The organism is Mesorhizobium sp. ORM8.1, from assembly GCF_053005525.2.
Genome location: NZ_CM132600.1, coordinates 5,487,168 through 5,507,745, shown reverse-complemented (window position 1 = coordinate 5,507,745; position 20,578 = coordinate 5,487,168). Strand labels below are relative to the sequence as shown.

Genomic DNA, 20,578 nt, shown 5'->3' with positions numbered 1-20,578 from the left:
GGACGCTGATCATCCTGATCGTCGCCCTTGTGCCGAGGCCGCGCGCCAGATGACATCAGTCGCCGACAAGCTTGCCGGACTGTTCGAGACAAAGGCCGTGTCCTTTGTCGATCTGACGCATCCGATGAAGCAAGGCATGCCGGTGTGGCCGACGCATCCGCGCTATTGTCAGGAACTCGTCGAATCCTACGACCGCGGCGATGCCGCCTGCAATCACGCGCTCGGCATGAGCGAGCACACCGGCACGCATTTCGATGCGCCCGTGCATTTCATCCGCGGCGGCGCCGCCATCTCCGACATTCCGGTCGAGCGCTTCTTTGGCCGCATGGTGACGATCGACGCGCGCAGCTGTCGGCCACGGCAGGCGGTCGAGCCGGAGCTTGTGTTCGCTTTCGAGGCCGAGCATGGCCGCATACGGCAGGGCGATGCGGTGTTCTTCCATTTCGGCTGGGACCGGTTCTGGGACGATCCTGCACAGCACGCCTCGTTTCTCGCCGACTGGCCCGGCCTGTCGCGGTCAACCTCCGAATTGCTGGTCGAGCGCGGCGTGCGCATCGTCGGTTCGGATTGCCTGTCGGTCGATTGTTTCGGCAGCGAGGATTTCCCGGCGCACAATACGCTGCTTTCAGCCGGCATCATGATCGGCGAGAACTTCGCCCGGCTCGGCGACTTGCCGCCGCTGTGCTTCCTGATCAGCTTGCCGCTGGCGATCGTCGGCGGCACCGGATCGCCGCTGCGCGCCATTGCGCTGGTCGAACCCGGATCTTAAGAGAAATCCAGCTGAACCTTGAGCGTGCGCTGCGGTTCCTGCTCGATCAGGTCGAAGGCGGCGCGCGCATCAGTCGCCGCGAAGACCTGCGTGATCATGCCTTGCGGGTCGAGCCGCTTGTCGGCCAGCCATTCGACGACGCGCGGCAGCAGCCGCCGGTTCAGGCGCGAGCCGACGATGGTCAGTTCCTTGCGCACCACTTCCTGCTGGCTGAGGTTGGACGGGGCATCTGCAAAACCGAGCAGGCCGATGCGGCCCGCCGGGCTGGCCAGGCGGCAAGCCTCATCCAGAAGTGCGGGGATGCCGGCGCCGTCGATGATCAGCGTCGGGCCCAGGCCGTCATTCTCGGTGCGCACCGCGGCCGCTACGGGCTCGCGCGCGGAGTGGATCACCCTGTCGGCGCCGAAGCGAAGCGCTCGCTGGAGGCGGGCTTCATCGATATCGGCCACGATGCAGCGGGCACCCTTGAGCTTGGCGACCTGCAGCACGGTGACGCCGACCGTGCCGGCGCCATAGATCAGCACCGTGTCCTGCGGCCCGCAGCCGGTACGATCAAGCACATTGGCGGCGATGGAAAACGGCTCGGCCAGTGCCGCAAGTCCAAACGGCATGTTGGCCGGCACCGGTATGGCATTTGCCGCCGGCACCGCCACGAAGGCGCGAAAACCGCCGTCGCGGTGAACGCCCATCACTTCGAGATTGGCGCAGACATTGGAGCGGCCGACCCGGCAGGGATAGCAGTGGCCGCACGATACCACGGGATCGACCACAACACGGTCGCCGACGGCAAGGTGGCTCACGCCCTCGCCCAGCGCCGTCACCGTGCCGGCGAACTCGTGCCCGATGATGCGCGGATAGACAGCGAACGGATTGGAGCCATGCAGGATATGAATGTCGGAGCCACAGATGCCGGCCCGGCTAACCTGGATGACGACTTCACCGACGTCGGGTTCTGGCATGGCGCCTTGCTGGATTTCGAGCGACTGTGGCGCGCGGACAAGAACTTCAAGCATGGACACTCCAACTTGTATACTAGTCGACAAGTGACTCACGTCGACCGTGCCGTCAAGAGAGCGCATGCAGTTGAGATGGAGATTGGCAGGTCTGTCTGGGTCGACGCCCCCATGGCCGCGATGGAGCCCGCGCTGCATCATCACCGAACTGCCGAAGTCCGGAGGACGATCAACGCGCGAAGATGCTTCGTGCGAGGCCGTGCCTTGCTACCGACGTGAGGGGCGACTGGTCTTCACGCTGTTGCGGCTCGCCCCATCTGATTCACTGTCGGCAATCAGCGAAAGGTAGCGCTCGAGAGCCTTCGAGAACTTGGCTTGCCAGATCTCATGCGCAGTGCGGAGATCTCCGTCCCGCAAGCTTTCGAATAGCCTGACGACATACTTCTCGGCATCGCCCTTTCGGTCAGTATAAACGACCCCCAGTTGATGGTTGAAGCGCCTGACGTCCGCGGTCAGCTCGGAAAAGTAGCGTATGGTCCGCTGCAGTCCCGTTGCATCGATTATCGCCTGCTGGAACTCCAGGTCGTTGCGAACGGTCTCGACCTGGCTATCGAGGCTAGCGAACTTGACGGCATTCTCAGCTAATTTTTCGAGACGCTTGACGTCAGCCGAGGCCAAGCGACCTGGTTCCGCGAGCAGATGATCCAGGGCAATTTTTCCCAGTGCCATCCGTATATTGTAGACTTCGATGACGCTGTCTGCGTCCACCGCGCTGACGGATGCTCCCTTGTTCCGCTTGAGCTCGACGAACCCCTCGCGAGCAAGCAGGCGCAACGCTTCCCGGACTGGATGTCGGGAGACGTTCAACATGTCGGTAAGCTGTTGCTCGACAAGCCGGTCACCGGGCTTGAAGTGCCCGGCAATGATCGCTTTCCGAATCTGCTCCGCAGCGAACTGCGTGCTTTCCATCTGCGTCATGGGCGCCAGAATGGCGCCTGTTTCATTGGCGTGTCGCATCGAGATCCTCGTAAGGCGACCGCAGGAGATCGGCTGCCCAGGCATTCGGAATGTAGACTATATACGAATGCGATCACCTATTGAGAAGCCTGCCACTAAGCTATCCGTACGGAACAAGTGGAAAACGTTCTGTGCCGCCTGACTTGCCGTTAGAGCGAGACCGCCAGGTTCTTCACGGCAAGGTCGCCGGCACCACGATACGCAGTGATCTCGATTTCGAAGAGATACTCGGGTCCGCCCAGCGGGCCGCAGCTGACGCAGCTTGCCGGATAGATGCCCCGGAATTTCTCACCCATATAGGCTATGACTTCCGGGACGTCTCCCTGGCGCGGAATGAAGATGCGTCGCCGCACCACATCTGCAACGCTGCTGCCGACCGCCTCGAGCGCGCCTCGACATTCTTCATCGCCTGCCTTGCCTGCTCGATAGCCGTCTCGGGCATCGCACGGGTCTTATAGTCGCGTCCTGCCGTCAGGGACATGAAGATCCAATTGTCGAGGGCGACGATCCGCGAATAGCCTTCCTTCTCTTCCAGGATGCTGCCGGACTTGAGCTTCACGAGTTCCATGCAGTTCTCCATGTTGTGGATCAGATCGAGATGCCGCCGTCGATCGCCACCGTCTGACCGGTGATCAGCGCGCCGGCGAAACCGAGGAAGACGATAAGCTCCGCGACGTCCGCCGTGGTGCAGACTTTTTGAGAGGTGTGCTGGCGAGGGTGCTCTGACGACGCTCCTCCGACCATTCGATCGCCCACGAGCTCTCGACGACGCCGGGCGCCACCGCGTTGACGCGCACATCGGGGGCGAGCGCGCGCGCCAGGTTCTTCGTCAGATTGATGACCGCGGCCTTGGAGCCGCTATAGGCGATGGTGCTGGCCACGGCGCCGAAGCCGGCGATGGAAGCGGTGTTCACGATCGAGCCTTTGGCCAGCTTGAGAGCAGGCGCCGCGGCCTTCGAGCATCTGAAAACGCTCATCAGGTTGACGTTCAGCAGATTTGCCCAAAGCTCCTCCGTGATGCTGTCAAGGTCGTTGATCGGCACCGGGATCTTCACGCCCGGTATTCCCGCGTTGTTGACGAGCAGGTCGAGACGGCCGAGCTTCGCCACCGCCTCGAGCACCATTGCCTTGGCCTGCCCGGCATCGCCGACGTCGCCTGGAGCACCGATGATGTCGAGTCCTTCCTTCCGGAACTCAGCGAGAGCCGCCTCGCCCCGCTGGTCCCCCGGTAGATAGTTGATTGCGACCTTGGCGCCGGCCTTGGCCATCATGCGCGCGGCCTCGAGACCGATGCCCGACGCGCCGCCGGTGACGAGCGCTGTCTTTCCCGTGAGATTGAACGAGATCATGAGTTAACCTTCGATGGTGCGTTGGATCGCTAAGCGACCGAGCTTCTGACGATTTCAAGCGGCTTGCGCTTCTCGCGCCGCAGGAACTTCTGCGTCTGTTCTTTCTGAGGATTGTCGATCACCTCTTCCGCCGTGCCGATTTCGCAGACTTCGCCCTGGCAGAGAAAGGCCACGCGGTCCGCCGATTCCCGGGCGAAATTGATATCGTGTGTCACAACCACCATCGTCATGCCTTCGCTCTTCAGCAGGCGCATGGTCTCAAGCACTTCACCGACTAGCTCGGGATCGAGCGCGGAGGTGACCTCGTCAAAGAGCATATAGCTCGGCTCCATCGCAAGCGCCCGGGCGATGGCGAGACGCTGCTGCTGGCCGCCTGAGAGCTGGGATGGCAGGCTGTCGCCCTTGTCGCCGAGCCCCACATGCTCAAGGTGCTTCTGCGCGAGCGCGCGCGCCTCCGCGCGGCTGCGCTTTGCTACCACCCGGGGTGCCAGCGCGACATTTTCCAGCGCCGTGAGGTGCGGGAAGGCGTTGTATTGCTGGAACACGATGCCCAGCTTGCAGCGCAGCTTGTTGATATCCGTCTTCGGATCGTGGACGCTGATGCCGTCTACCAGGATCTCGCCGCCTTGGATCGGTTCGAGCCCGTTGATGCATTGCAGGAGCGTTGATTTTCCCGACCCGCTCGCACCTATGAGGCAGACGAGTTCGCCCTTGTCGATCGTGAGGTCGATGCCCTTGAGCACGGTCACCGATCCAAAGGCCTTCTGGACTTTGCTGATGCGGATCATACGCGGACCTTTCTTTCGAGGTGCCGGCTGTAGCGGGAAACCGGATAGCAGATTAGGAAATAGAAAAGTCCCGCACCCATCAGCAGCAGCCAGGCCTCATGTGTCCTGGTGATGAGTATCTGGGTGGAACGCATATATTCGACATAGCCGACGACGCCCGCGAGAGCGCTGTCCTTGATCAGGCTGAGCACGAGCCCGATCCATGGAGCCAGCCCCGTCCTGAATGCCAGCGGCATGGATATGTACAAAAGCTCCTGGTAGCCGTTCATGCCAAGCGAGCGAGCGCTCTTGCGGTATTGAGCCGGGACCGAAAGAAGGCCCGCCCGGACCACCTCGGCAGTCACCGCCGACATCCAGGCGCCAAGCGCGACGGTGCCGAACCAGAAGGCCGAAGCACCAAAGCCCAGGATCGACAGAAAGCTGTTGGCCAGTATCAGCTGGATGAGCATCGGCACGCTGCGCAGGATGTCGATGAAGGGGGCGGTGGCGATCCTCACGGTCATTGACACGGTGCGCAACCAGCCAAGGACGATCCCGGCAAGGGTGCCGACAAGGGTTGCTGCAGCGGCCAGCCTGACGGTGTTAAGCAGCCCCTGAGCCAGGAAATAAGCATCCGACCAGGCGAGACCTTGGTTTGCGAACTGAAACTGCACGCCTAGCTCCTATAGATGAGCCGAAAGGCTAGTTGGGACGAGAACTGCAGCCCTTTGGCGATCAGGTAATAGATCAGCGCCGTGACCAGAAAGAACTCGAACGTCCGGAAGGACGCCGACTGCGCGTACTGTGTGGCGCCCGAGAGCTCCTGCAGTCCAACCAGCATGCCAAGCGAGGTGTTCAGCATGCCCCATATGCCCTGTGTGACATAGGCAAGGAAGATCACCTTAAACATCTGCGGAAAGATCACATGGATGAAGCTCTGCGGGCTGGTCATGCCGAGCGAGCGCGAAGCCGACAGCTGCTGTCGCGGGATGGCCGCCAGGCCGCCCCTGAAAATTTCCGTCATATACCCGGCGTTGTTGAAGGAAACGGACATGAGGACGGCGACGTAACTCGGTATGTTGATGTGGAAGGCACCCAGCCCGAAATAAAAAAGATAGAGCTGGAAGACGGCAGGCGTGTTGCGCGCCAGTTCCACCCACCAGGTCGAAACGCGGTAGGCCCATCCCTCGCCGTTCTGGCGCGCGACGGCCATGGGCATCGCAATCAGCGTGCCCACGATGAAAGCGAGAATGGTGATCTGGATCGTCACCCAGGCGCCAGACAGCAGCAGGGGCAGTGAATCCCAGACGATGGACCAGTAGAAGTGATAGCCATTCATGCCAATCATCCCGGGCTCATGCCGGCAGGTTTTCCCGCCGGCATGAGCCTTGTGGCTAGAAGCTGATGCCGCTGGCTGTCAGCGGCGGCAACGGACCATCGCCGTAATATTTCTTGAAGACTTCGGCCCGGCGCCCGCTTACCTCCTGCTGGAAGACGAACAGCCGCGCCCAGTTCAGGAATTGCTGGTCGTCGCGGTGAACCGCGATCGAACCGAAATCGGGGAGAGGTGCCAGCCCCGCCATCACAAATTCTGGAAACTGACCGCTTTTTGAAAGCGCCTGAAAGACGCCCACATTGATCACGAGAGCGTCTATCTTGCCCTGCTGCAGAGCAAGGAAGGTTTCCGAATCGCTGCCATAGCCGGTGTAGGTCGCGCCGGAACCCTGCCAGCCCTTGGCGAGCTCTTGCTTGAAGAGCTGCTCCGGTGTCGTGCCTACGACACCGCCGAGTTTTTGGACGCCAGGTCGGAATATTGGGTAATTCCAGTGTCTTTGCGCGTCACCACGGTCATGACGTTATTGGTATAAGGCTGGGTGAAGGCCACCGTCAACGCCCGCGCTGGGGTCGGCGTGGTGGATGCGATCAGCACGTCGATGCGGTTCGAGACCAGGGCCGGGATACGATCCGGCGATAGAACCTCGACGACCACCGGCTCCGCGCCAAGCGCCTTCGCCATATCCTTGCAGTAGGTGACGTCATAGCCGTCGGGCTCATTGTTCTGGTCGCGAAATCCGGCGGGCGGGCTGTCCAGCATGATGCCGCAGCGCAGCTTCTTGCTCTGGACGATCGTGTCGAGCGCCGAGTCGGCATGTGCCTGCGCGGCGAGCATCAAGGTGGTGACCGCTGTCGCCACCAGAGCCTTCAAAATTGTTTTCATTTCATTCCCCTTTTCTGTGTTGTGGACCTGGTTACTGGCTGAGCATTTGGAAGCCGCTTTGCTTGCCTTTCTCGCCAGCCCAGGTTTTGTGTTTAGAAGTTAATCCCGTTGGCGGTCAGCGGCGGCAACGGACCATCGCCGTAGTATTTCTTGTAGACTTCTGCCCGGCGCCCGCTGACCTCCTGCTGGAAGACGAACAGCCGCGCCCAATTCAGGAATTGCTCGTCCTCACGGTGAACCGCGATCGAACCAAAGTCGGCCAGAGGCGCCACTCCCTCCGCTACGAATTCGGGGAACTGACCGCTTTGCTGCAGCGCGTGGAAGACACCCGCCGCAATCAGGATGGCATCTATCTTACCCTGCTGTAGAGCCAGATAGGATTCCGAATCGCTGGCATAGCCGGTGTAAGTCGCGCCGGAACCTTGCCAGCCCTTGGCGAGCTCCTCCTTGAATAGCTGCTCGGGCGTGGCGCCCACGACGCCGCCGAGCTTCTTGGACTTCAGATCGGAATACTGGCTGATCCCGGTGTCCTTGCGCGTCACGACCATCATAATGTTGTTGGTGTAGGGCTGGGTGAAAGCCACCGTCAACGCCCGCGCCGGGGTCGGCGTAGTGGATGAGATCAGCACGTCAATGCGGTTCGAAACCAGGGCCGGAATACGGTCCGGCGATGGCGTCTCGATGATCACCGGCTCCGCGCCGAGCGCCTTTGCCATGTCCTTGCAGTAGGTGACGTCATAGCCGTCGGGCTCGTTGCTCTGGTCGCGAAAGCCGGCGGGAGGAGCGTCCAGCATGATCCCGCAGCGCAGCTTCTTGCTCTGGATGATCGTGTCGAGAGCCGAGTCGGCATGCGCTTGCGCGACCAGCGTCAAGGAGGCGACCGCTGTTGCCAGCAGAGCCTTTACAATCGTTTTCATTTCATTCCCCTTTCTTGTGTTGCACACCAATCTTTTTTGTTGGCTGAGCATTTGTGAGGCCGCTCAACTCGCCTTTCTCGCCAGTTCGGGTGTCACGCCGAGGGCTTCGATAGGTCCCAATTCCTTCTCGATCAGCGGCACGACTTCGTTCTTGAATCGAACGATCGAGCGATGCGCCAACTCGATTGGCATGCACCCGAAGGAGAAGTTGCAGGTGTAATTGCTTGGATTGAGACGCTTGATGTCCGCGACCACCTTCTCGGCAACGGTGTGCGGATCGCCGACCACCATGTTGTCCGCATATTGGTCGAGCGTGTACTCGCCCTCGACCGCCTGGTTGCTGATGAAGCTGTTGTCGTCCAGCGGCGGTGATGCCTGGCGCAGATAATGCGCCATCCGCCCCACATATCGCGCACGCTCCGCCACTTCCAAGGCCTCGCTGCGGCTGTCGGTTACGGCCACGTACTGCATGATCGCCAAGGGTTTCGTCGAAGGCCGCTCGCCGATGGACGTCCAGGCCTCGTTGAGCCCGTCGACCATCTTGTAGAGCACAGGCGATCCGAGCGTGCTGGCTGCGAGGAACGGGACCGCCTTCCACTTCTTGAAGCGCTCAAGCAGCTTGGGGTGGGAGGAGGTCACAAAGATCGGCGGCAGCGGCTTCTGCTGGGTGGTGATTGCGAAGTGGGTCTTGGGGAGCGAGATGTGCTTTCCCTTGTACTCGACCTCACCATCGACCAGGGCCTTTTCGATGACGTCCCAGTATTCAAGAAACACCTCGACCCGATCGTCTAACACGACGTTGTAGCGGTCGAACTCATAGCGCTGATAGCCGGTGCCCATGCCGATGACGAGGCGGCCTTCAGTCTGCGTGTCGGCGACCGCAATCTCCTGGGCGACACGAAGCGGGTTGTATAGCGGCAGCACGATAACACCTGGGCCAAGCTTGATATTCTTGGTCCAGCCAGCCGCATAAGAGCACATCATCAGTGGCGAGGGAGAGCTCGAATAGTTGGCGAAGTGATGTTCGGCGAACCAAGCAACGTCGAAGCCGAACTCATCGGCGGTCTCCACCATCTTGCGCGTGTCGCGCATCACGCCCCGTGCGCCGTCGGGATGATCGCGAAGTGTCATCAGGTTAAAAAGACCAAGCTGCATTCATTTGCTCCTAAGTTCCTTCGGCGACCACTGTCGACGTTGGCAAACAGTCCTATCCAGCCTTCTGCAGGACCATCGGTGAAGTCAGCGCATAGGCGCCGTTCTGGTAGATCAGGGGGTCGACATCGGAGGCGAATGCCACCCCGGCGACCCGTCCGATGATGATATCGTGCGTGGCATAGGAGATCGCCTGATCCATTTCGCAGAACAGGTTCGCCTGCGCGCTTGCCAGATACGGTATGCCGTCCCTTTCCGTCCACTCGCCAGTATCGAAACGCTTCTCGGCTGGCCGTCCGCCGCTGAAGGAGTTGGATATGTCGGCCTGCGAGGCGCGAAGCACATTGATGCAGTACTGCCCCTCTTCCTTGAGCGGCACGCTGATCGAGGAATTGCGGTTGACGCAGGCGAGGATCGACATCGGAGAGAAGCTGAGCGGCGTGACGGATGTGACGGTGATGCCATATCGGCAGCCTTCATGCCTGCATGTGATCACGCTGACCGTGGATGCCACGCGCCGCATCGACTGACGGAAATGCTCGGTTCTCAAATCCTGCGAGAGCATTTGTGCTTCCTTGTTCCCATCGCTAATATTGCAGATTATCTACAATCCGTCAATGTGCTTTTGGGCGATTTGATCCATACGGAATTGCCTTGCTCAATGGCGGTGGTTCGTCGTCGTGCGCGCCGTCCGGCCCCGGAAGCGGAAATTGCCTGGCCAGATCCGCGACTTGCTCCGCGGATAGATATCGCGGGTTGAGATCGCGCAGCAGAAGGTATAGCTTTGCTGTTTCCTCGGGTTCCTCGATCGCAAAGACGGCGCCCTCAAGGTCCTTGCCAGCCACGACTGGCCCATGGTTGGCCAGCAGGACCGAGGTATATATTTGCCGGCCAATCCCTTGATGGCCTCGGCGACCGCCGGATCGCCCGGTCTGAAATACGGCACCAGCGCCGTTCGGCCAGCGCGCATGAGATAGTACGGCGTCATCGGCGGCAGCACCGACTTCGGATCGATCTCGGGAAGCATCGTGACTGCGACCGAATGCGTTGAATGCAGATGCACCACGGCCCGAGATCCTTTGACTGTGCCGTAGAGCGCGGAATGCAGTGGAATCTCCTTCGTCGGCTTATCGCCCGAGATGAGATTGCCCTTCGCATCGAGGCGAGAGATGGACGCCGGGTCCAGAAATCCAAGCGAGGCGTTCGTCGGGGGTAACGAGCCAGCCGCCTTCGTCGAGTTGAACTGAGATGTTTCCCGAGGAACCGGGGGTGAGCCCGCGATCGAACAGCGACCTGCCGAAACGGACAATCTGTTCACGAAGCTTCGTCTCACGCATCCCTGTCACCCGAGATTTTAGAAACTTGGCAACGGCCAACGCAATTTTCTACCCTTTTACGATGCTGCTTGGGACCTCTGCAGAATTGGGATTCTTCGTCCCGGAGCACGCTACGCAAGAGGCGGTGAATCGGGGATAGGCACCGGAAGCTTCTCGGGCGACGGCTACTCTATAACATCGCATGGCCACCTGTGGCTTAAGAACCCTGATCGCAGGATTGCCGGCGATCCAAGCCGAATGCATGAGGTCTTCGCAAGACTTCTTCCGCGTTATGGGTCTGGCTTTCTTCAGCGGGCCGACGAAGCAATCGCTTCGCACCGGAATCTAAACTTCTTGGCCTCCTGCGTCATGTCGGTGCAGCGGCTGAGTCAATCCTGCTTGCCATTGCAATCGCAAAGACTGGCGATGAGGAAGAAGTTCTTAAGGCCTATGGCGCCACAAATGGCAGGGAGAAGACGTTCAAATTGATTCTTGACGGATTATCAGCCGGCCTCTCGGACCAATTCAGAATACCTTTTCGGAACCTGCTGAAGTGGAGAGACATTGCCGCTCACGGCACGGCAACAACCATCTCTGAGGTCGAAGCCTATACCAGCCTGGCGACGCTTTTTACGTGTCGCCCAGTTCTGTTCGGATCAGTGGGGTGCGCTAACTTCTCCGTGAAGAACCGCCCTGCGATCGGCTTCGCTCAGCCTCGTGCTTAGGCTAGACCTGCTTCGACAACCGGCCAAAAACCCGTTCGAAAGCATGGGCCACTTACCGCAAATTTCACGGTATCGAGAGATGTAAATAATTGATTTGATTAAACTTAAATATCCCTCTCCCGCTACCAAAATCTGTTTAACCAACTGGAAAGTACAAGAAATATTCCCTCGCTTATGGCAACGCCTCCGGGCGGAATTTCCCAATGAATCAACGGAGCACACACTCAGAAGTAGCCTTGAGTTCGCCAGTTGTGTCTCGATGATGTGAAGGGGCAGCCGTCGCGGTGCGCTTTGGCGAACTGAGCCGTGCCCGTAGGATGTGCCTATTGATTTCATTGCCTTTTTCGTTGGCCTAAATCAAGAGAGCTTCCCGTATTGTCTCGTACGGTCCCCGCCACCGCGGCGCACGAGAATCTCGCCACCACATCCTGTTCCGCCTTGGTCCAGTTCAAGATTTCACCGGCGATTGCATGGGTTGGCCAGCTGCGAACCAGTCCTGAGCCGGTGTGTCGTTGAAAATCACCATCACATCCTTGGGGTCGGATCCCAGCTTTTCCATGAAGACCCGCGTTATCGCGTCCGCCACCTCGAGTTTCTGTCTTGGTGAGCGGCCCGGATGGAGATCTATCTTCACAATGGGCACTGGCATTCTCCCTTCGATTTCCTTGGCGTTCGGTTGGGTGCTGCGTTGGATTTGAAAGGCGGCCTAGCCCCGACCTACTGCTTCACCGAGGTGGAGGTGCCCCAGGTGTCCGACAGCACGTAACCCTGCGGGTACGGATCCGTCGGATCGAGATAGTAGTTGTGCTCGCCGGTGATCCAGGCCCGCCCGGTGATCTCGGGCACGATCGCCTTGCGCCCGGCGATCTCGGTCAGCTCCACGATCCTGCCGGTGAAGCGCGAGCCGATGATCGATTCATGGATCAGCACGTCGCCGGCCTTCATCATGCCCCTCGCCTGCAGCACCGCCATGCGGGCCGAGGTGCCGGTTCCGGTCGGGCTGCGGTCGGAACGCCCCGGCGCGACGATGCAGGTGTTGCGCGTGACGTTGCCGGGACCCTGGAACGGCATGGCGAACTGGACGATCGATACGCCGCGCACGTTATCAAACTGCGGATGCACGACATCGAGCTGCTCGCGCGCCGCGCGCCGAACCTTCTCGCCGGCCACCGCCAACTCGCGAGCCTCGTCGGGAACGACCGAGAAGCCGAGCGCCGGAGCGTCGACGATGGCGTAGAACATGCCGCCATAGGCGACGTCGATCTTGAGGGCGCCTAGACCTTCGACCTCGATGACGGCGTCGAGACGTTCGGCAAAGGCCGGCGCGTTGCGGAAGGTGATCGATTGGCATTTGCCGTCGCGGCATTCGGCGCGCACCTCGATGACCCCGCCCGGCATGTCGAGCATGAAGCGCGTCTCAGGCTCCTGCATCGGCACCATGCCGGTCTCGAGCAGCACCGTGGCGACGCAGATCGTGTTGGAGCCGGACATCGGCGGATACTCCGTCGGCTCCATGATGATGGCGCCGGCGACGCAGTCCTCGCGCGTCGACGGAACCAGGAGATTGACATGGCGCGCGACGCTGCCGCGCGGCTCGCAGATCAGCATGCGCCTGATGTGGTCGTGGTCACGCTCCATCGTGATCATCTTTTCCATCATCGTACGGCCGGCGGGCGGCAGCACGCCGCCGACGATGACGTCGCCGATCTCGCCTTCGGCATGGCAGCCGACGACATGAATGCTGGTTTTGGTGCGCATTGGTGCTGCCTTGCTCTTTGTTCAGCCTTCGGGATCGGCGCCGATAGATCACCTACGGCAACCTGGTCAGCATTCCACGGTGACCCTGCCGCACCCGCCTCGACGCCGATATCTCGCCCGCCCCCTCCGACATCAAAGTAGACCATCCCGCAAGACGACACAGAAACGGGCGTATGGTCGTTGGAAAAGTCTTCCATGCAACTCAGGATCAAGTCGCGCAGACGCTGCAGAAATGCACGCATGATGCCGTCATCCCTTATGCAGGTCGCTCTCGCTCGCGAACATTCTCTAGCTTGCCCAGCGTTTTCATCAGCGCGATCAGTTCATCGTAAAGAGGCCGCGGAATAGTCACGCCGATGCGAAGACTTCTGAGACGCGCTTCGTATCTGCGTTGCGACGGCAATCTCGCATCCTGGCCCACAATTGCATCAAAAAGCATTTCGGCACGGGCGAGATTTTTTCCAAGCGCCTCGCCCAGGAACACGCTTGGATCGAATATGAGGATCAGTTCTCCATGACATGGCGTGGCGCCGAGCCCGCCGTCGAAAGCCTTCGATTCCATGCTGATCATGTCGTCGATCAAGGGGCCGGCCAGCAGTTCCACCATGGCCGACAGCGCCGAGCCCTTGTGGCCGCCGAAGGTCAGCATGGCGCCACGCAGCGCCTCGGCCGGATCCACGGTTGGCCGACCATCGGCATCTAGGGCAAGCCCCAGCGCGATGGTCTTGCCGGCCCGCCGATGGAGTTCGATCTCGCCGCGCGCCGTGGCGCTGGTCGCGAAGTCGAAGACAAACGGATGATTGTCCGCTCTCGGCCATGCAAAGGCGATGGGGTTGGTTCCAAACAGCGGCTTGATGCCGCCCGCCGGCGCCACCCAGCTGTGGCTCGGCGTCAACGCCAGCGCCGCGAAGCCCTGTTCGGCCAAGGGCTCGATTTCCGGCCACAGAGCGGAAAAATGGTGGCATCTGTTGATCACAAGGGCAGCGAGGCCCTGAGATCGCGCCTTGTCCAGCGCAAGGCCTATGCCTTCGTTGAAGGCGAAGGGTGAAAAGCCGAAATCGGCATCGACCTTGACGATCGACGACGCCCAGTCGATCACCCTCGGCTTTGCGGCCTTGTTCACGCGGCCAGTCGCCAGCGCATGCGCGCAGCCGATCAACCGATAGAGACCATGCGAGTGGCATTCGTCCCGCTGCCCGGCGACGATGACCGCCGCCACCGCCTCGGCCTGCTTCCCGCCCAGGCCATTGTCCAGAAGGACACGCAGGCAGAGATCGTTGGCCTCGGCGAGTGTCAGTGTAACGGTTTCAGCCATGATGTCCGTTCCCAAGATGATGTTTGAGAGCGACCGTTGCGCGGGTTTTCACTGTTGCCATCACGAGCACCAAACTAGCTGAGGGTGATCCAGATGGTCTTCAGCTGCGTATATTGATCGAAGGCTTCGAGACCCTTGTCGTAGCCGCCGAAACCGGAGGTCTTGTAGCCGCCGAAGGGCGTGGTGATATCGCCCTCTCCATACCCGTTGACCGCCACTGTTCCGGCTTGCACCCAACGCGCGACGCGGATGGCGATGTTGATGTCGGTCGAGAACACGGTAGCGGCAAGGCCGTAGGCGGATGCGTTGGCGATACGGATGGCCTCGTCCTCGGTCTCGAATGGCAGGACGGCGACCACCGGTCCGAAAATCTCGTCCCTGGCCAGGGCGGTGTCCGGACGGACGTCGTCGATGACGGTCGCCTCGACGAACCAGCCGCCGGTTTCCTGGAACAGCTGATTGCCGCCTGAAACGACCTTTGCGCCATCCTTTCTCGCCTGGTCGATGGCGCCAAGCACGCGCGTCAAAGCGGAGGCTTCGATCAGCGGTCCAAGCTTCGTCGCCTGATCCGTGGGTTCGCCAACCACCCAATTTTTCGAAGCCTTGACCAATCTGTCGACCAAAGCCTGCTTGATGCCGGACTGGACGAGAATGCGCGAGCCGCATGTGCAGTTCTGGCCCATGTTCCAGAACGCGGCGGCCGCCAGGTTCTCCGCGATCTGATCGAGATTTGCCGCGGCATCCGCCATGACGATCTGCGGGCTTTTTCCGCCGCACTCCAGCACCACCTTCTTCAAATTACTGTCGGCCGAATAGCGCAAAAACTGCCGGCCGATTTCCGTCGAGCCTGTGAACGAGATGACGTCGACGTCGGGATGCAGGCCCAGCGCCTTGCCGGCGACATGTCCGAGCCCCGGCACGACATTGAAGACGCCCGCGGGAATGCCCGCATCGAGGGCCAGTTCGGCAATGCGCAAGGTCGACAGCGGAGCAAGTTCGGCCGGCTTGACGACGATCGAATTGCCCGCCGCGAGCGCCGGCGCGATCTTCCAGGAGAGCGTGCCTGCCGGGAAATTCCAGGGCAGCACCAGGCCGACCACGCCGACCGGTTCGCGAACGATCAGGCCGAGATTGCCCTCACCCGTGGGCGAGATCTTGCCGAAGACCTTGTCGATGGCTTCGGCATACCAGCGGATATTGTTGACAACGTCGGGAACGTCGAGGTTTTCGCAGTCGGCGATGGGTTTTCCAGCATCGATGGAATCGAGAAGCGCGATCTCCTTTCCGTTGGCTTCGACGAGGTCCGCGAACTTGCGCAGTATCCTCTTGCGTTCGCGCGGTTCGATTCGGCTCCATGTGCCGGCTTCGAAGGTGCCCCGCGCGGCGCTCACTGCAGCATCGACGTCGCGCGCCGAGCACGCGGCCACCTTGATCAGAACCTTGCCGGTCGCAGGGTTGAGATCTTCGAACATCGACCCACCTTCGGCATCCACGAACTTGCCGTTGATGAAGGCCTGGTTTCGGACTTTGTCTGGGAGGCTTGTCATTTTGTGTTCCATTGGCAATTTCGGATTCGAAGGTCACAGGACCTTGCTGAGGAAAGCCTTGGCGCGGCTGCTCTTGGTGTTGGTGAAGAGTTCGGCGGGGCTGCCCTGCTCGACAACCACGCCGCCATCCATGAAGACCACCATGTCGCCGACTTCGCGTGCGAAGCCAATCTCGTGGGTGACCACGATCATGGTCATTCCCTCGACGGCGAGTTCACGCATGACGTTGAGCACCTCGCCGACAAGTTCCGGGTCGAGAGCGCTCGTCGGCTCATCAAAGAGCATCAGCTTCGGCTTCATCGCCAGCGCCCGCGCGATGGCGACACGCTGCTGCTGGCCGCCGGACAGCGTCCTCGGATAAGAGGCCGCCTTGGCGGTGAGGCCTACCTTCGCAAGCAGTTGCATGGCTTCGTCGGTCGCCTGCTTCCTGTCGATATTCTTCACGCCGACAGGCGCCTCGATGATGTTCTGCAACACCGTCATATGCGGGAAGAGGTTGAAGCTCTGGAACACCATGCCGATGTCGGCGCGCTGGCGCGCCACTTCGCTTCGGTTCATCTCGTAGAGCTTGCCGGCATGCTGACGATAGCCGACCATCCGCCCCCCAACCTGCAGCAGACCTTTATCGATGCGCTCGAGATGGTTCATGCATCGCAGGAATGTGCTCTTGCCCGATCCCGAAGGTCCGAGGATGCAGGCGACTTTTCCGTACTCCACGGTGAGATCGACACCCTTGAGCACGTGCAGATGTCCAAAGGACTTCTCGACGCCACGAGCGACGACCGCGAAATCCGGCGCTAGGCCGGAATGGGCATTGACCGACGGCATCTCAGACACTCCTCGCGATTTCGGCCGAACTGTCGATGACGTCTTCGGAAGGCGCCATCGCGGTCCTGCGGTCGCTCTTGCCGAAATGCCGCTCCAGGAAATATTGACCGATCGACAGAACCGTCGTCAGAACGAGATACCAGATGGAGGCCACGATCAGCAGCGGAATGGTCTGGAAGTTCGCCGAGTAGATAAGCTGCGCCGAATACAGTAGCTCCTGAAGCGCAATGACGCTGACCAGCGAGGTGGTTTTCAGCATGCCGATCAGCTGGTTGCCGGTCGGCGGAATGATCACGCGCATCGCCTGCGGCAGGATGATGCGCCACATCACACGGAAGCTCGACATGCCGAGGGCCTCGGCCGCTTCCCTTGCCCGACGGGAACCGAGTTCAGCCCGGATCGCACGATTTCGGACATATAGGCGCCCTCGTTCAATCCCAGTCCGAGGAGTGCCGCGACGTAGACCGTTATGTATTGGTTGGCGTCGAGACTGCCGAAGCTCGGACCGAACGGGAACCCGATGGTGATCTGCGGGTAGAGCGCGGAAAGGTTGAACCAGAAGATAAGCTGGACCAAGAGCGGCGTGCCGCGAAATATCCAAAGATAACCGGAAGCCACGCTGGCCAGCACGCGGTTCTCCGATATCCGCATGAGGGCGATTGCCGTGCCCAGCACGATGCCGATCGCCATGGCGGCAATGGTCAGCCAGATCGTCATCAGCAGCCCGGAGATGATGGCGTCGTCGACCAGATACTGGAAAACGATATCCCATTTGAAACGCGGATTGGTGACCATCGAGACGACCAGCCCCGCTAGAACCACCAGCAACACCGCGGCGGCCAGCCACCGCCCATGGTGCCTGAGCGGGACAACAGGCATTTTTTCGATGTCGTGGCCGGCGGACCAGCTTTGTGCGTCTGTCACGCGCATTCCCTTGAGGGTCGTTGCTGCATTTTACTCTGGCATTTTACGGTGCGAAAGAGTAGTCGATAACCGGTAGCCGCTTACATAGTGAGCCCCGCGGCCGGTGTCGTCAAGGCCCGCGCGCTCGAAAATGACAGGAGAAGCAGTTTGCCAGCAATGAACCAATGGTCCAACTGGGGCGGCAACCAGACCTTTCAGCCAGCACGGATCGTCACGCCGGCGGATGAGGCGGATGCCATCGCCGCGATGCGAGCCGCCATCGCGCAGAAACGCTCGGTCCGGGTGGCCGGGGCTGGACACTCCTTCACGCCGATTGTCCGCACGGACGGCGTCCTCTTCGACCTTTCGAAACTCAGCGGCATGATATCGGTGGACCAGCAGAACAAGCGGGCCGAGGTCTGGGCGGGATCGAAGCTGGCCGCGCTCGGGGCTCCGCTATGGGAACAGGGACTGTCGATCGCCAACCAGGGCGACATCGACGTCCAGTCGGTCGCGGGCGCGGTCGCCACGGGAACCAAGGGATCGGGCACGGCCTTCGGCTCGATGTCTTCAATGGTTACCAGCATGCGGATCGTCGACGGTCAGGGCGACGTCGTGGACATTGATCAGTCCGATCCCGAGCGGCTTGGCGCGGCGCAGGTATCGCTTGGATTGCTGGGGCCGGTGCTGCGGGTGGGCCTGCAACTCGTTCCGGCCTACCGGCTTCGCGAAGAGAACGTCATCCTGCCGATGACGGAGGTGTTGCGGCAGTGGGACTTCCTGCTTTCCGAGTACCGGCATTTCTCGTTCTGGTGGATGCCGACCGACCGCTCGTCGCATATGTACAAGCTCGGCGATGTTCCGGCCGATCATTGCTTCGTCAAATTGTTAAGGGAAGTTCCCGCCGATCATCCTGAAGTGCCGGTTGGCGACATGAACCGGCGCACGGATCGCGCGTACCGCATCTATCCCGACGGCACGACCGTCGCCGAATTCCACGAGCTCGAATACATGGTCAGTGCGGCGGACGCGCGCGCCGCGGTGGAGCTGATGCGTGACCTGATGTGGAAGCGGTTCCCGGACGAAATATCACCGCTGCAGGTCCGCTGGCAGAAGGCGGATCAGGCGTATCTGTCTGCCCAGAGCGGCAGGGACAGCACGTCGATCTCCGTCTCGGGCGAAATCGGTCGAGACTATCTTCCGTTCCTGCGCGCCGTCGACGAGGCGCTACAGCCATTCTCGGCGCGCCCACACTGGGGCAAGCTCCATTTTCTCGACCGGAACCGCGTGGAAAGGCTGTATCCGGATTTTGCGCGATTCCGGAAGGTCAGACAGGAAATGGATCCAGACGACTTGTTCTTGAATCCCCACCTTGCCGATCTCTTCGGCTGGGCATCGATGGAATTATGAGCAGCGAGTTTCCATACCCCGGAAAATCACTGTTCGACGTCCTGATCGTCGGTGCCGGCATAAATGGCTGCGCGGCGGCACGGGAGCTTTCCAGGCTTCGGTATAGTGTTCTCCTGGTAGATCGCGGTGACCTTGGCGGAGCGACGACCGCCCGTTCGGGGCGGGTGCTGCATTGCGGCCTGCAACTCCTCGCGCCCAGGCAATCCGTCGTCGACTATCTAAAAAATCCCTTGGAATTGGCGATGCGTCTTCGGTCGGCCAGGCGAGCCGCGCAGGATTTCGAGGAATTCTGCCTCGACCCGCCAGGTCCGATCGAGCCGATGACGACCTTCGTGCCGATTTTCCGCGACAGTCTCTATACGGGATGGCAAGTGGACCTCGGCGCTAGGATTATCAAGGCATTCGCCTGCAATGGTGCGAACGTCCGGTATCATCGCCTGAGCAAAGCGGAGAGCCGCTCCAATCCGTTCGTCGCGGACCTTGGCAGGCGTGAAGCGCTCCAGTCTTTGATTTCCTTTCAGGATTTCCGCTTCTGCTGGCCGGAGAGGATCGCGATCGACGCCGCCCTTGCCGCCGAGCGAAATGGTGCAACGCTTCTCAACTTCACCGAGGTCAGTGATCTCTCGCCCACACCGGACGGCAGCTGGCGCGCGAGGCTGATGCAGGTCCGTGACGGCGACCGGCAGGTGGACGTGTCGGCCCGCATCGTCCTCAATCTGGCTGGTGTCTGGGTCGACGAAGTCATTGTCCGCGCGACGCCCACGGCGTCCGTTTCGCGGAAGGTCGTCGCGGTCAAGGGCGTCTATCTGCTGGTGAAATTGCCCGAGCGATATCGCGGTCTGGGCCTGGCCGGAACGAACAGCATCGGCGAGCCGATCTGTTGCCTGCCCTGGAACGATCTCCACTATGTCGGTCCGACGGAGACGCCATTCACAGGTGCACTGGAGGATGTCAGGCCGGAAGAGGAAGACATTGCTTTCCTGCTGGCCGAGTTGGGGAAATTTGCGCCAGGTCTTGCAATCGCGCGAAACAACATCGTGATGGCCTGGGCCGGGCTGCGCCCGATCACCGCCGAAAATGGATATCCCAAAGGCAAGCGATTGCCGTTCAACGTGATCCATGACCTTGCCTCGGAAGGAGTGCCGAACATGCTGGCGCTCAGTTGGGGGATCGTCGCCAACCATCGCTCGACGGCTCGCGCCTTGGCTAAGGCGGTCTCTGCAAAAATTCGCCCGTCAGGGCCAGTGCGAGTGCAGCCGAGCGGACGCGTTGCCCTTCCCGGAGCGGGGCGTCGGCTGCAGGACGATTATCCGGCAACTGAGGATGATGTCAGGTTCTGCGTTGAACATGAGCACGCGACAGACCTGAATGGCGTGCTGTTCAGCCGAACTGGCCTCGGCTGGACTGGACGCATGACGGCCGAAGCCGTGCAGGCTGCCGCGGCCAGGATGGCACCGCTTCTCTCATGGAGCCGGAGCAGAACGCGGGACGAATGCGACGCGTTCAGAGCAAGGCTCAAGGCCGACCACTGTTACGAACTCATGTGAAGGCAGCCGATCGACTGAGGTCGGGAGGCCGACGGCAGGCGTTCAGCCAGGCCCTCAAAAAAAATCCCGCCTCGAACGAGGCGGGAT

23 protein-coding genes and 1 pseudogene are annotated in these 20,578 nt (G+C 60.8%); 3 read left to right on the top strand and 21 right to left on the bottom strand.

What is annotated here, in order from left to right; translation table 11 throughout:
* Nucleotides 1-49: 49 nt before the first annotated feature.
* Nucleotides 50-769 carry a cyclase family protein gene (locus tag ACVDG8_RS27565; protein ID WP_447251253.1) on the top strand — a complete coding sequence of 240 codons (720 nt, stop codon included), beginning with the start codon at nt 50-52 and terminating at the stop codon, nt 767-769.
* Here the strand turns inward: ACVDG8_RS27565 and ACVDG8_RS27560 are convergent.
* From ACVDG8_RS27560 to ACVDG8_RS27460, 21 genes and pseudogenes are all read right to left on the bottom strand, one after another.
* Entirely contained in the window at nt 766-1,782 is a 1,017-nt protein-coding gene (locus ACVDG8_RS27560; RefSeq protein ID WP_447251252.1) for a Zn-dependent oxidoreductase, read from the bottom strand. The genes ACVDG8_RS27565 and ACVDG8_RS27560 overlap by 4 nt on opposite strands.
* 207 nt (nt 1,783-1,989) lie before the next feature.
* The gene (locus ACVDG8_RS27555; RefSeq protein ID WP_447251251.1) at nt 1,990-2,739 is read right to left on the bottom strand and encodes a GntR family transcriptional regulator; all 750 of its coding nucleotides are present in this window, start codon (nt 2,737-2,739) and stop codon (nt 1,990-1,992) included.
* Between the two features lie 149 nt (nt 2,740-2,888).
* The gene (locus tag ACVDG8_RS27550) at nt 2,889-3,092 is read right to left on the bottom strand and encodes a hypothetical protein (protein WP_447251250.1); all 204 of its coding nucleotides are present in this window, start codon (nt 3,090-3,092) and stop codon (nt 2,889-2,891) included.
* A complete protein-coding gene (locus ACVDG8_RS27545) occupies nt 3,041-3,307 on the bottom strand; it encodes a hypothetical protein (RefSeq protein ID WP_447251249.1) in 267 nt (88 codons plus the stop codon). Before ACVDG8_RS27545 ends, ACVDG8_RS27550 begins: the two co-directional genes overlap by 52 nt.
* Before the next feature lie 64 nt (nt 3,308-3,371).
* Nucleotides 3,372-4,010 carry an SDR family NAD(P)-dependent oxidoreductase gene (locus tag ACVDG8_RS27540; RefSeq protein WP_455707309.1) on the bottom strand — a complete coding sequence of 213 codons (639 nt, stop codon included), beginning with the start codon at nt 4,008-4,010 and terminating at the stop codon, nt 3,372-3,374.
* A 107-nt stretch (nt 4,011-4,117) separates the two neighbouring features.
* Nucleotides 4,118-4,876, bottom strand: coding sequence for an amino acid ABC transporter ATP-binding protein (locus tag ACVDG8_RS27535; RefSeq protein ID WP_447251247.1), 759 nt, complete (start codon nt 4,874-4,876; stop codon nt 4,118-4,120).
* Nucleotides 4,873-5,529, bottom strand: a complete 657-nt coding sequence (locus tag ACVDG8_RS27530) for an amino acid ABC transporter permease (RefSeq protein WP_447251246.1) — start codon at nt 5,527-5,529, stop codon at nt 4,873-4,875. Before ACVDG8_RS27530 ends, ACVDG8_RS27535 begins: the two co-directional genes overlap by 4 nt.
* A gap of 2 nt (nt 5,530-5,531) precedes the next feature.
* Nucleotides 5,532-6,194 (bottom strand): amino acid ABC transporter permease, encoded by a 663-nt coding sequence (locus tag ACVDG8_RS27525; protein ID WP_447251245.1) that lies wholly within the window; start codon nt 6,192-6,194, stop codon nt 5,532-5,534.
* 55 nt (nt 6,195-6,249) lie between these two features.
* Entirely contained in the window at nt 6,250-6,498 is a 249-nt protein-coding gene (locus ACVDG8_RS27520) for a hypothetical protein (RefSeq protein WP_455707308.1), read from the bottom strand.
* 131 nt (nt 6,499-6,629) lie between these two features.
* A complete protein-coding gene (locus ACVDG8_RS27515) occupies nt 6,630-7,073 on the bottom strand; it encodes a transporter substrate-binding domain-containing protein (RefSeq protein WP_455707307.1) in 444 nt (147 codons plus the stop codon).
* Nucleotides 7,074-7,165: 92 nt separating this feature from the next.
* A complete protein-coding gene (locus tag ACVDG8_RS27510; RefSeq protein WP_447251243.1) occupies nt 7,166-8,041 on the bottom strand; it encodes an ABC transporter substrate-binding protein in 876 nt (291 codons plus the stop codon).
* Nucleotides 8,042-8,053: 12 nt separating this feature from the next.
* Entirely contained in the window at nt 8,054-9,145 is a 1,092-nt protein-coding gene (locus ACVDG8_RS27505) for an LLM class flavin-dependent oxidoreductase (RefSeq protein WP_447251242.1), read from the bottom strand.
* 52 nt (nt 9,146-9,197) lie between these two features.
* Entirely contained in the window at nt 9,198-9,707 is a 510-nt protein-coding gene (locus ACVDG8_RS27500; protein WP_447251241.1) for a flavin reductase family protein, read from the bottom strand.
* A gap of 49 nt (nt 9,708-9,756) precedes the next feature.
* Nucleotides 9,757-10,479, bottom strand: a pseudogene (gene otnC, locus ACVDG8_RS27495) (3-oxo-tetronate 4-phosphate decarboxylase).
* Nucleotides 10,480-11,631: 1,152 nt separating this feature from the next.
* Nucleotides 11,632-11,832, bottom strand: a complete 201-nt coding sequence (locus ACVDG8_RS27490) for a tautomerase family protein (protein WP_447251240.1) — start codon at nt 11,830-11,832, stop codon at nt 11,632-11,634.
* A gap of 68 nt (nt 11,833-11,900) precedes the next feature.
* Nucleotides 11,901-12,941, bottom strand: a complete 1,041-nt coding sequence (locus ACVDG8_RS27485; RefSeq protein ID WP_447251239.1) for a proline racemase family protein — start codon at nt 12,939-12,941, stop codon at nt 11,901-11,903.
* A gap of 256 nt (nt 12,942-13,197) precedes the next feature.
* Complete coding sequence (locus ACVDG8_RS27480; RefSeq protein WP_447251237.1) at nt 13,198-14,256, bottom strand: Ldh family oxidoreductase; 1,059 nt, start codon at nt 14,254-14,256, stop codon at nt 13,198-13,200.
* 74 nt (nt 14,257-14,330) lie between these two features.
* Nucleotides 14,331-15,803, bottom strand: a complete 1,473-nt coding sequence (locus ACVDG8_RS27475; RefSeq protein ID WP_447251236.1) for an aldehyde dehydrogenase — start codon at nt 15,801-15,803, stop codon at nt 14,331-14,333.
* Between the two features lie 33 nt (nt 15,804-15,836).
* Complete coding sequence (locus ACVDG8_RS27470; RefSeq protein WP_447251235.1) at nt 15,837-16,631, bottom strand: amino acid ABC transporter ATP-binding protein; 795 nt, start codon at nt 16,629-16,631, stop codon at nt 15,837-15,839.
* A gap of 1 nt (nt 16,632) precedes the next feature.
* Nucleotides 16,633-16,977: an ABC transporter permease subunit gene (locus tag ACVDG8_RS27465; protein WP_447251234.1), complete on the bottom strand. Its 345-nt coding sequence runs from the start codon at nt 16,975-16,977 to the stop codon at nt 16,633-16,635.
* A complete protein-coding gene (locus ACVDG8_RS27460) occupies nt 16,959-17,555 on the bottom strand; it encodes an ABC transporter permease subunit (RefSeq protein WP_447251233.1) in 597 nt (198 codons plus the stop codon). Before ACVDG8_RS27460 ends, ACVDG8_RS27465 begins: the two co-directional genes overlap by 19 nt.
* A gap of 87 nt (nt 17,556-17,642) precedes the next feature.
* Between ACVDG8_RS27460 and ACVDG8_RS27455 the strand changes: the two genes are divergently transcribed.
* Both ACVDG8_RS27455 and ACVDG8_RS27450 read left to right on the top strand, forming a co-directional pair.
* Entirely contained in the window at nt 17,643-18,944 is a 1,302-nt protein-coding gene (locus tag ACVDG8_RS27455; protein WP_447251232.1) for a D-arabinono-1,4-lactone oxidase, read from the top strand.
* On the top strand, nt 18,941-20,491 hold the full coding sequence (locus ACVDG8_RS27450; RefSeq protein WP_447251231.1) for an FAD-dependent oxidoreductase: 1,551 nt from the start codon (nt 18,941-18,943) through the stop codon (nt 20,489-20,491). Before ACVDG8_RS27455 ends, ACVDG8_RS27450 begins: the two co-directional genes overlap by 4 nt.
* Nucleotides 20,492-20,578: the final 87 nt, after the last annotated feature.

Bases quoted from the DNA above. Each gene is read 5' to 3' on its own strand.
- ACVDG8_RS27540 (WP_455707309.1), bottom strand. From the start codon at position 4,010: ATGATGGCCAAGGCCGGCGCCAAGGTCGCAATCAACTATCTACCGGGG.
- ACVDG8_RS27535 (WP_447251247.1), bottom strand. From the start codon at position 4,876: ATGATCCGCATCAGCAAAGTCCAGAAGGCCTTTGGATCGGTGACCGTG.
- ACVDG8_RS27475 (WP_447251236.1), bottom strand. From the start codon at position 15,803: ATGACAAGCCTCCCAGACAAAGTCCGAAACCAGGCCTTCATCAACGGC.
- ACVDG8_RS27525 (WP_447251245.1), bottom strand. From the start codon at position 6,194: ATGAATGGCTATCACTTCTACTGGTCCATCGTCTGGGATTCACTGCCC.
- ACVDG8_RS27500 (WP_447251241.1), bottom strand. From the start codon at position 9,707: ATGCTCTCGCAGGATTTGAGAACCGAGCATTTCCGTCAGTCGATGCGG.
- ACVDG8_RS27485 (WP_447251239.1), bottom strand. From the start codon at position 12,941: ATGCGCACCAAAACCAGCATTCATGTCGTCGGCTGCCATGCCGAAGGC.
- ACVDG8_RS27450 (WP_447251231.1), top strand. From the start codon at position 18,941: ATGAGCAGCGAGTTTCCATACCCCGGAAAATCACTGTTCGACGTCCTG.
- ACVDG8_RS27545 (WP_447251249.1), bottom strand. From the start codon at position 3,307: ATGGAACTCGTGAAGCTCAAGTCCGGCAGCATCCTGGAAGAGAAGGAA.
- ACVDG8_RS27490 (WP_447251240.1), bottom strand. From the start codon at position 11,832: ATGCCAGTGCCCATTGTGAAGATAGATCTCCATCCGGGCCGCTCACCA.
- ACVDG8_RS27480 (WP_447251237.1), bottom strand. From the start codon at position 14,256: ATGGCTGAAACCGTTACACTGACACTCGCCGAGGCCAACGATCTCTGC.
- ACVDG8_RS27465 (WP_447251234.1), bottom strand. From the start codon at position 16,977: ATGTCGAGCTTCCGTGTGATGTGGCGCATCATCCTGCCGCAGGCGATG.
- ACVDG8_RS27560 (WP_447251252.1), bottom strand. From the start codon at position 1,782: ATGCTTGAAGTTCTTGTCCGCGCGCCACAGTCGCTCGAAATCCAGCAA.
- ACVDG8_RS27510 (WP_447251243.1), bottom strand. From the start codon at position 8,041: ATGCTCAGCCAACAAAAAAGATTGGTGTGCAACACAAGAAAGGGGAAT.
- ACVDG8_RS27515 (WP_455707307.1), bottom strand. From the start codon at position 7,073: ATGAAAACAATTTTGAAGGCTCTGGTGGCGACAGCGGTCACCACCTTG.
- ACVDG8_RS27505 (WP_447251242.1), bottom strand. From the start codon at position 9,145: ATGCAGCTTGGTCTTTTTAACCTGATGACACTTCGCGATCATCCCGAC.
- ACVDG8_RS27565 (WP_447251253.1), top strand. From the start codon at position 50: ATGACATCAGTCGCCGACAAGCTTGCCGGACTGTTCGAGACAAAGGCC.
- ACVDG8_RS27470 (WP_447251235.1), bottom strand. From the start codon at position 16,631: ATGCCGTCGGTCAATGCCCATTCCGGCCTAGCGCCGGATTTCGCGGTC.
- ACVDG8_RS27555 (WP_447251251.1), bottom strand. From the start codon at position 2,739: ATGCGACACGCCAATGAAACAGGCGCCATTCTGGCGCCCATGACGCAG.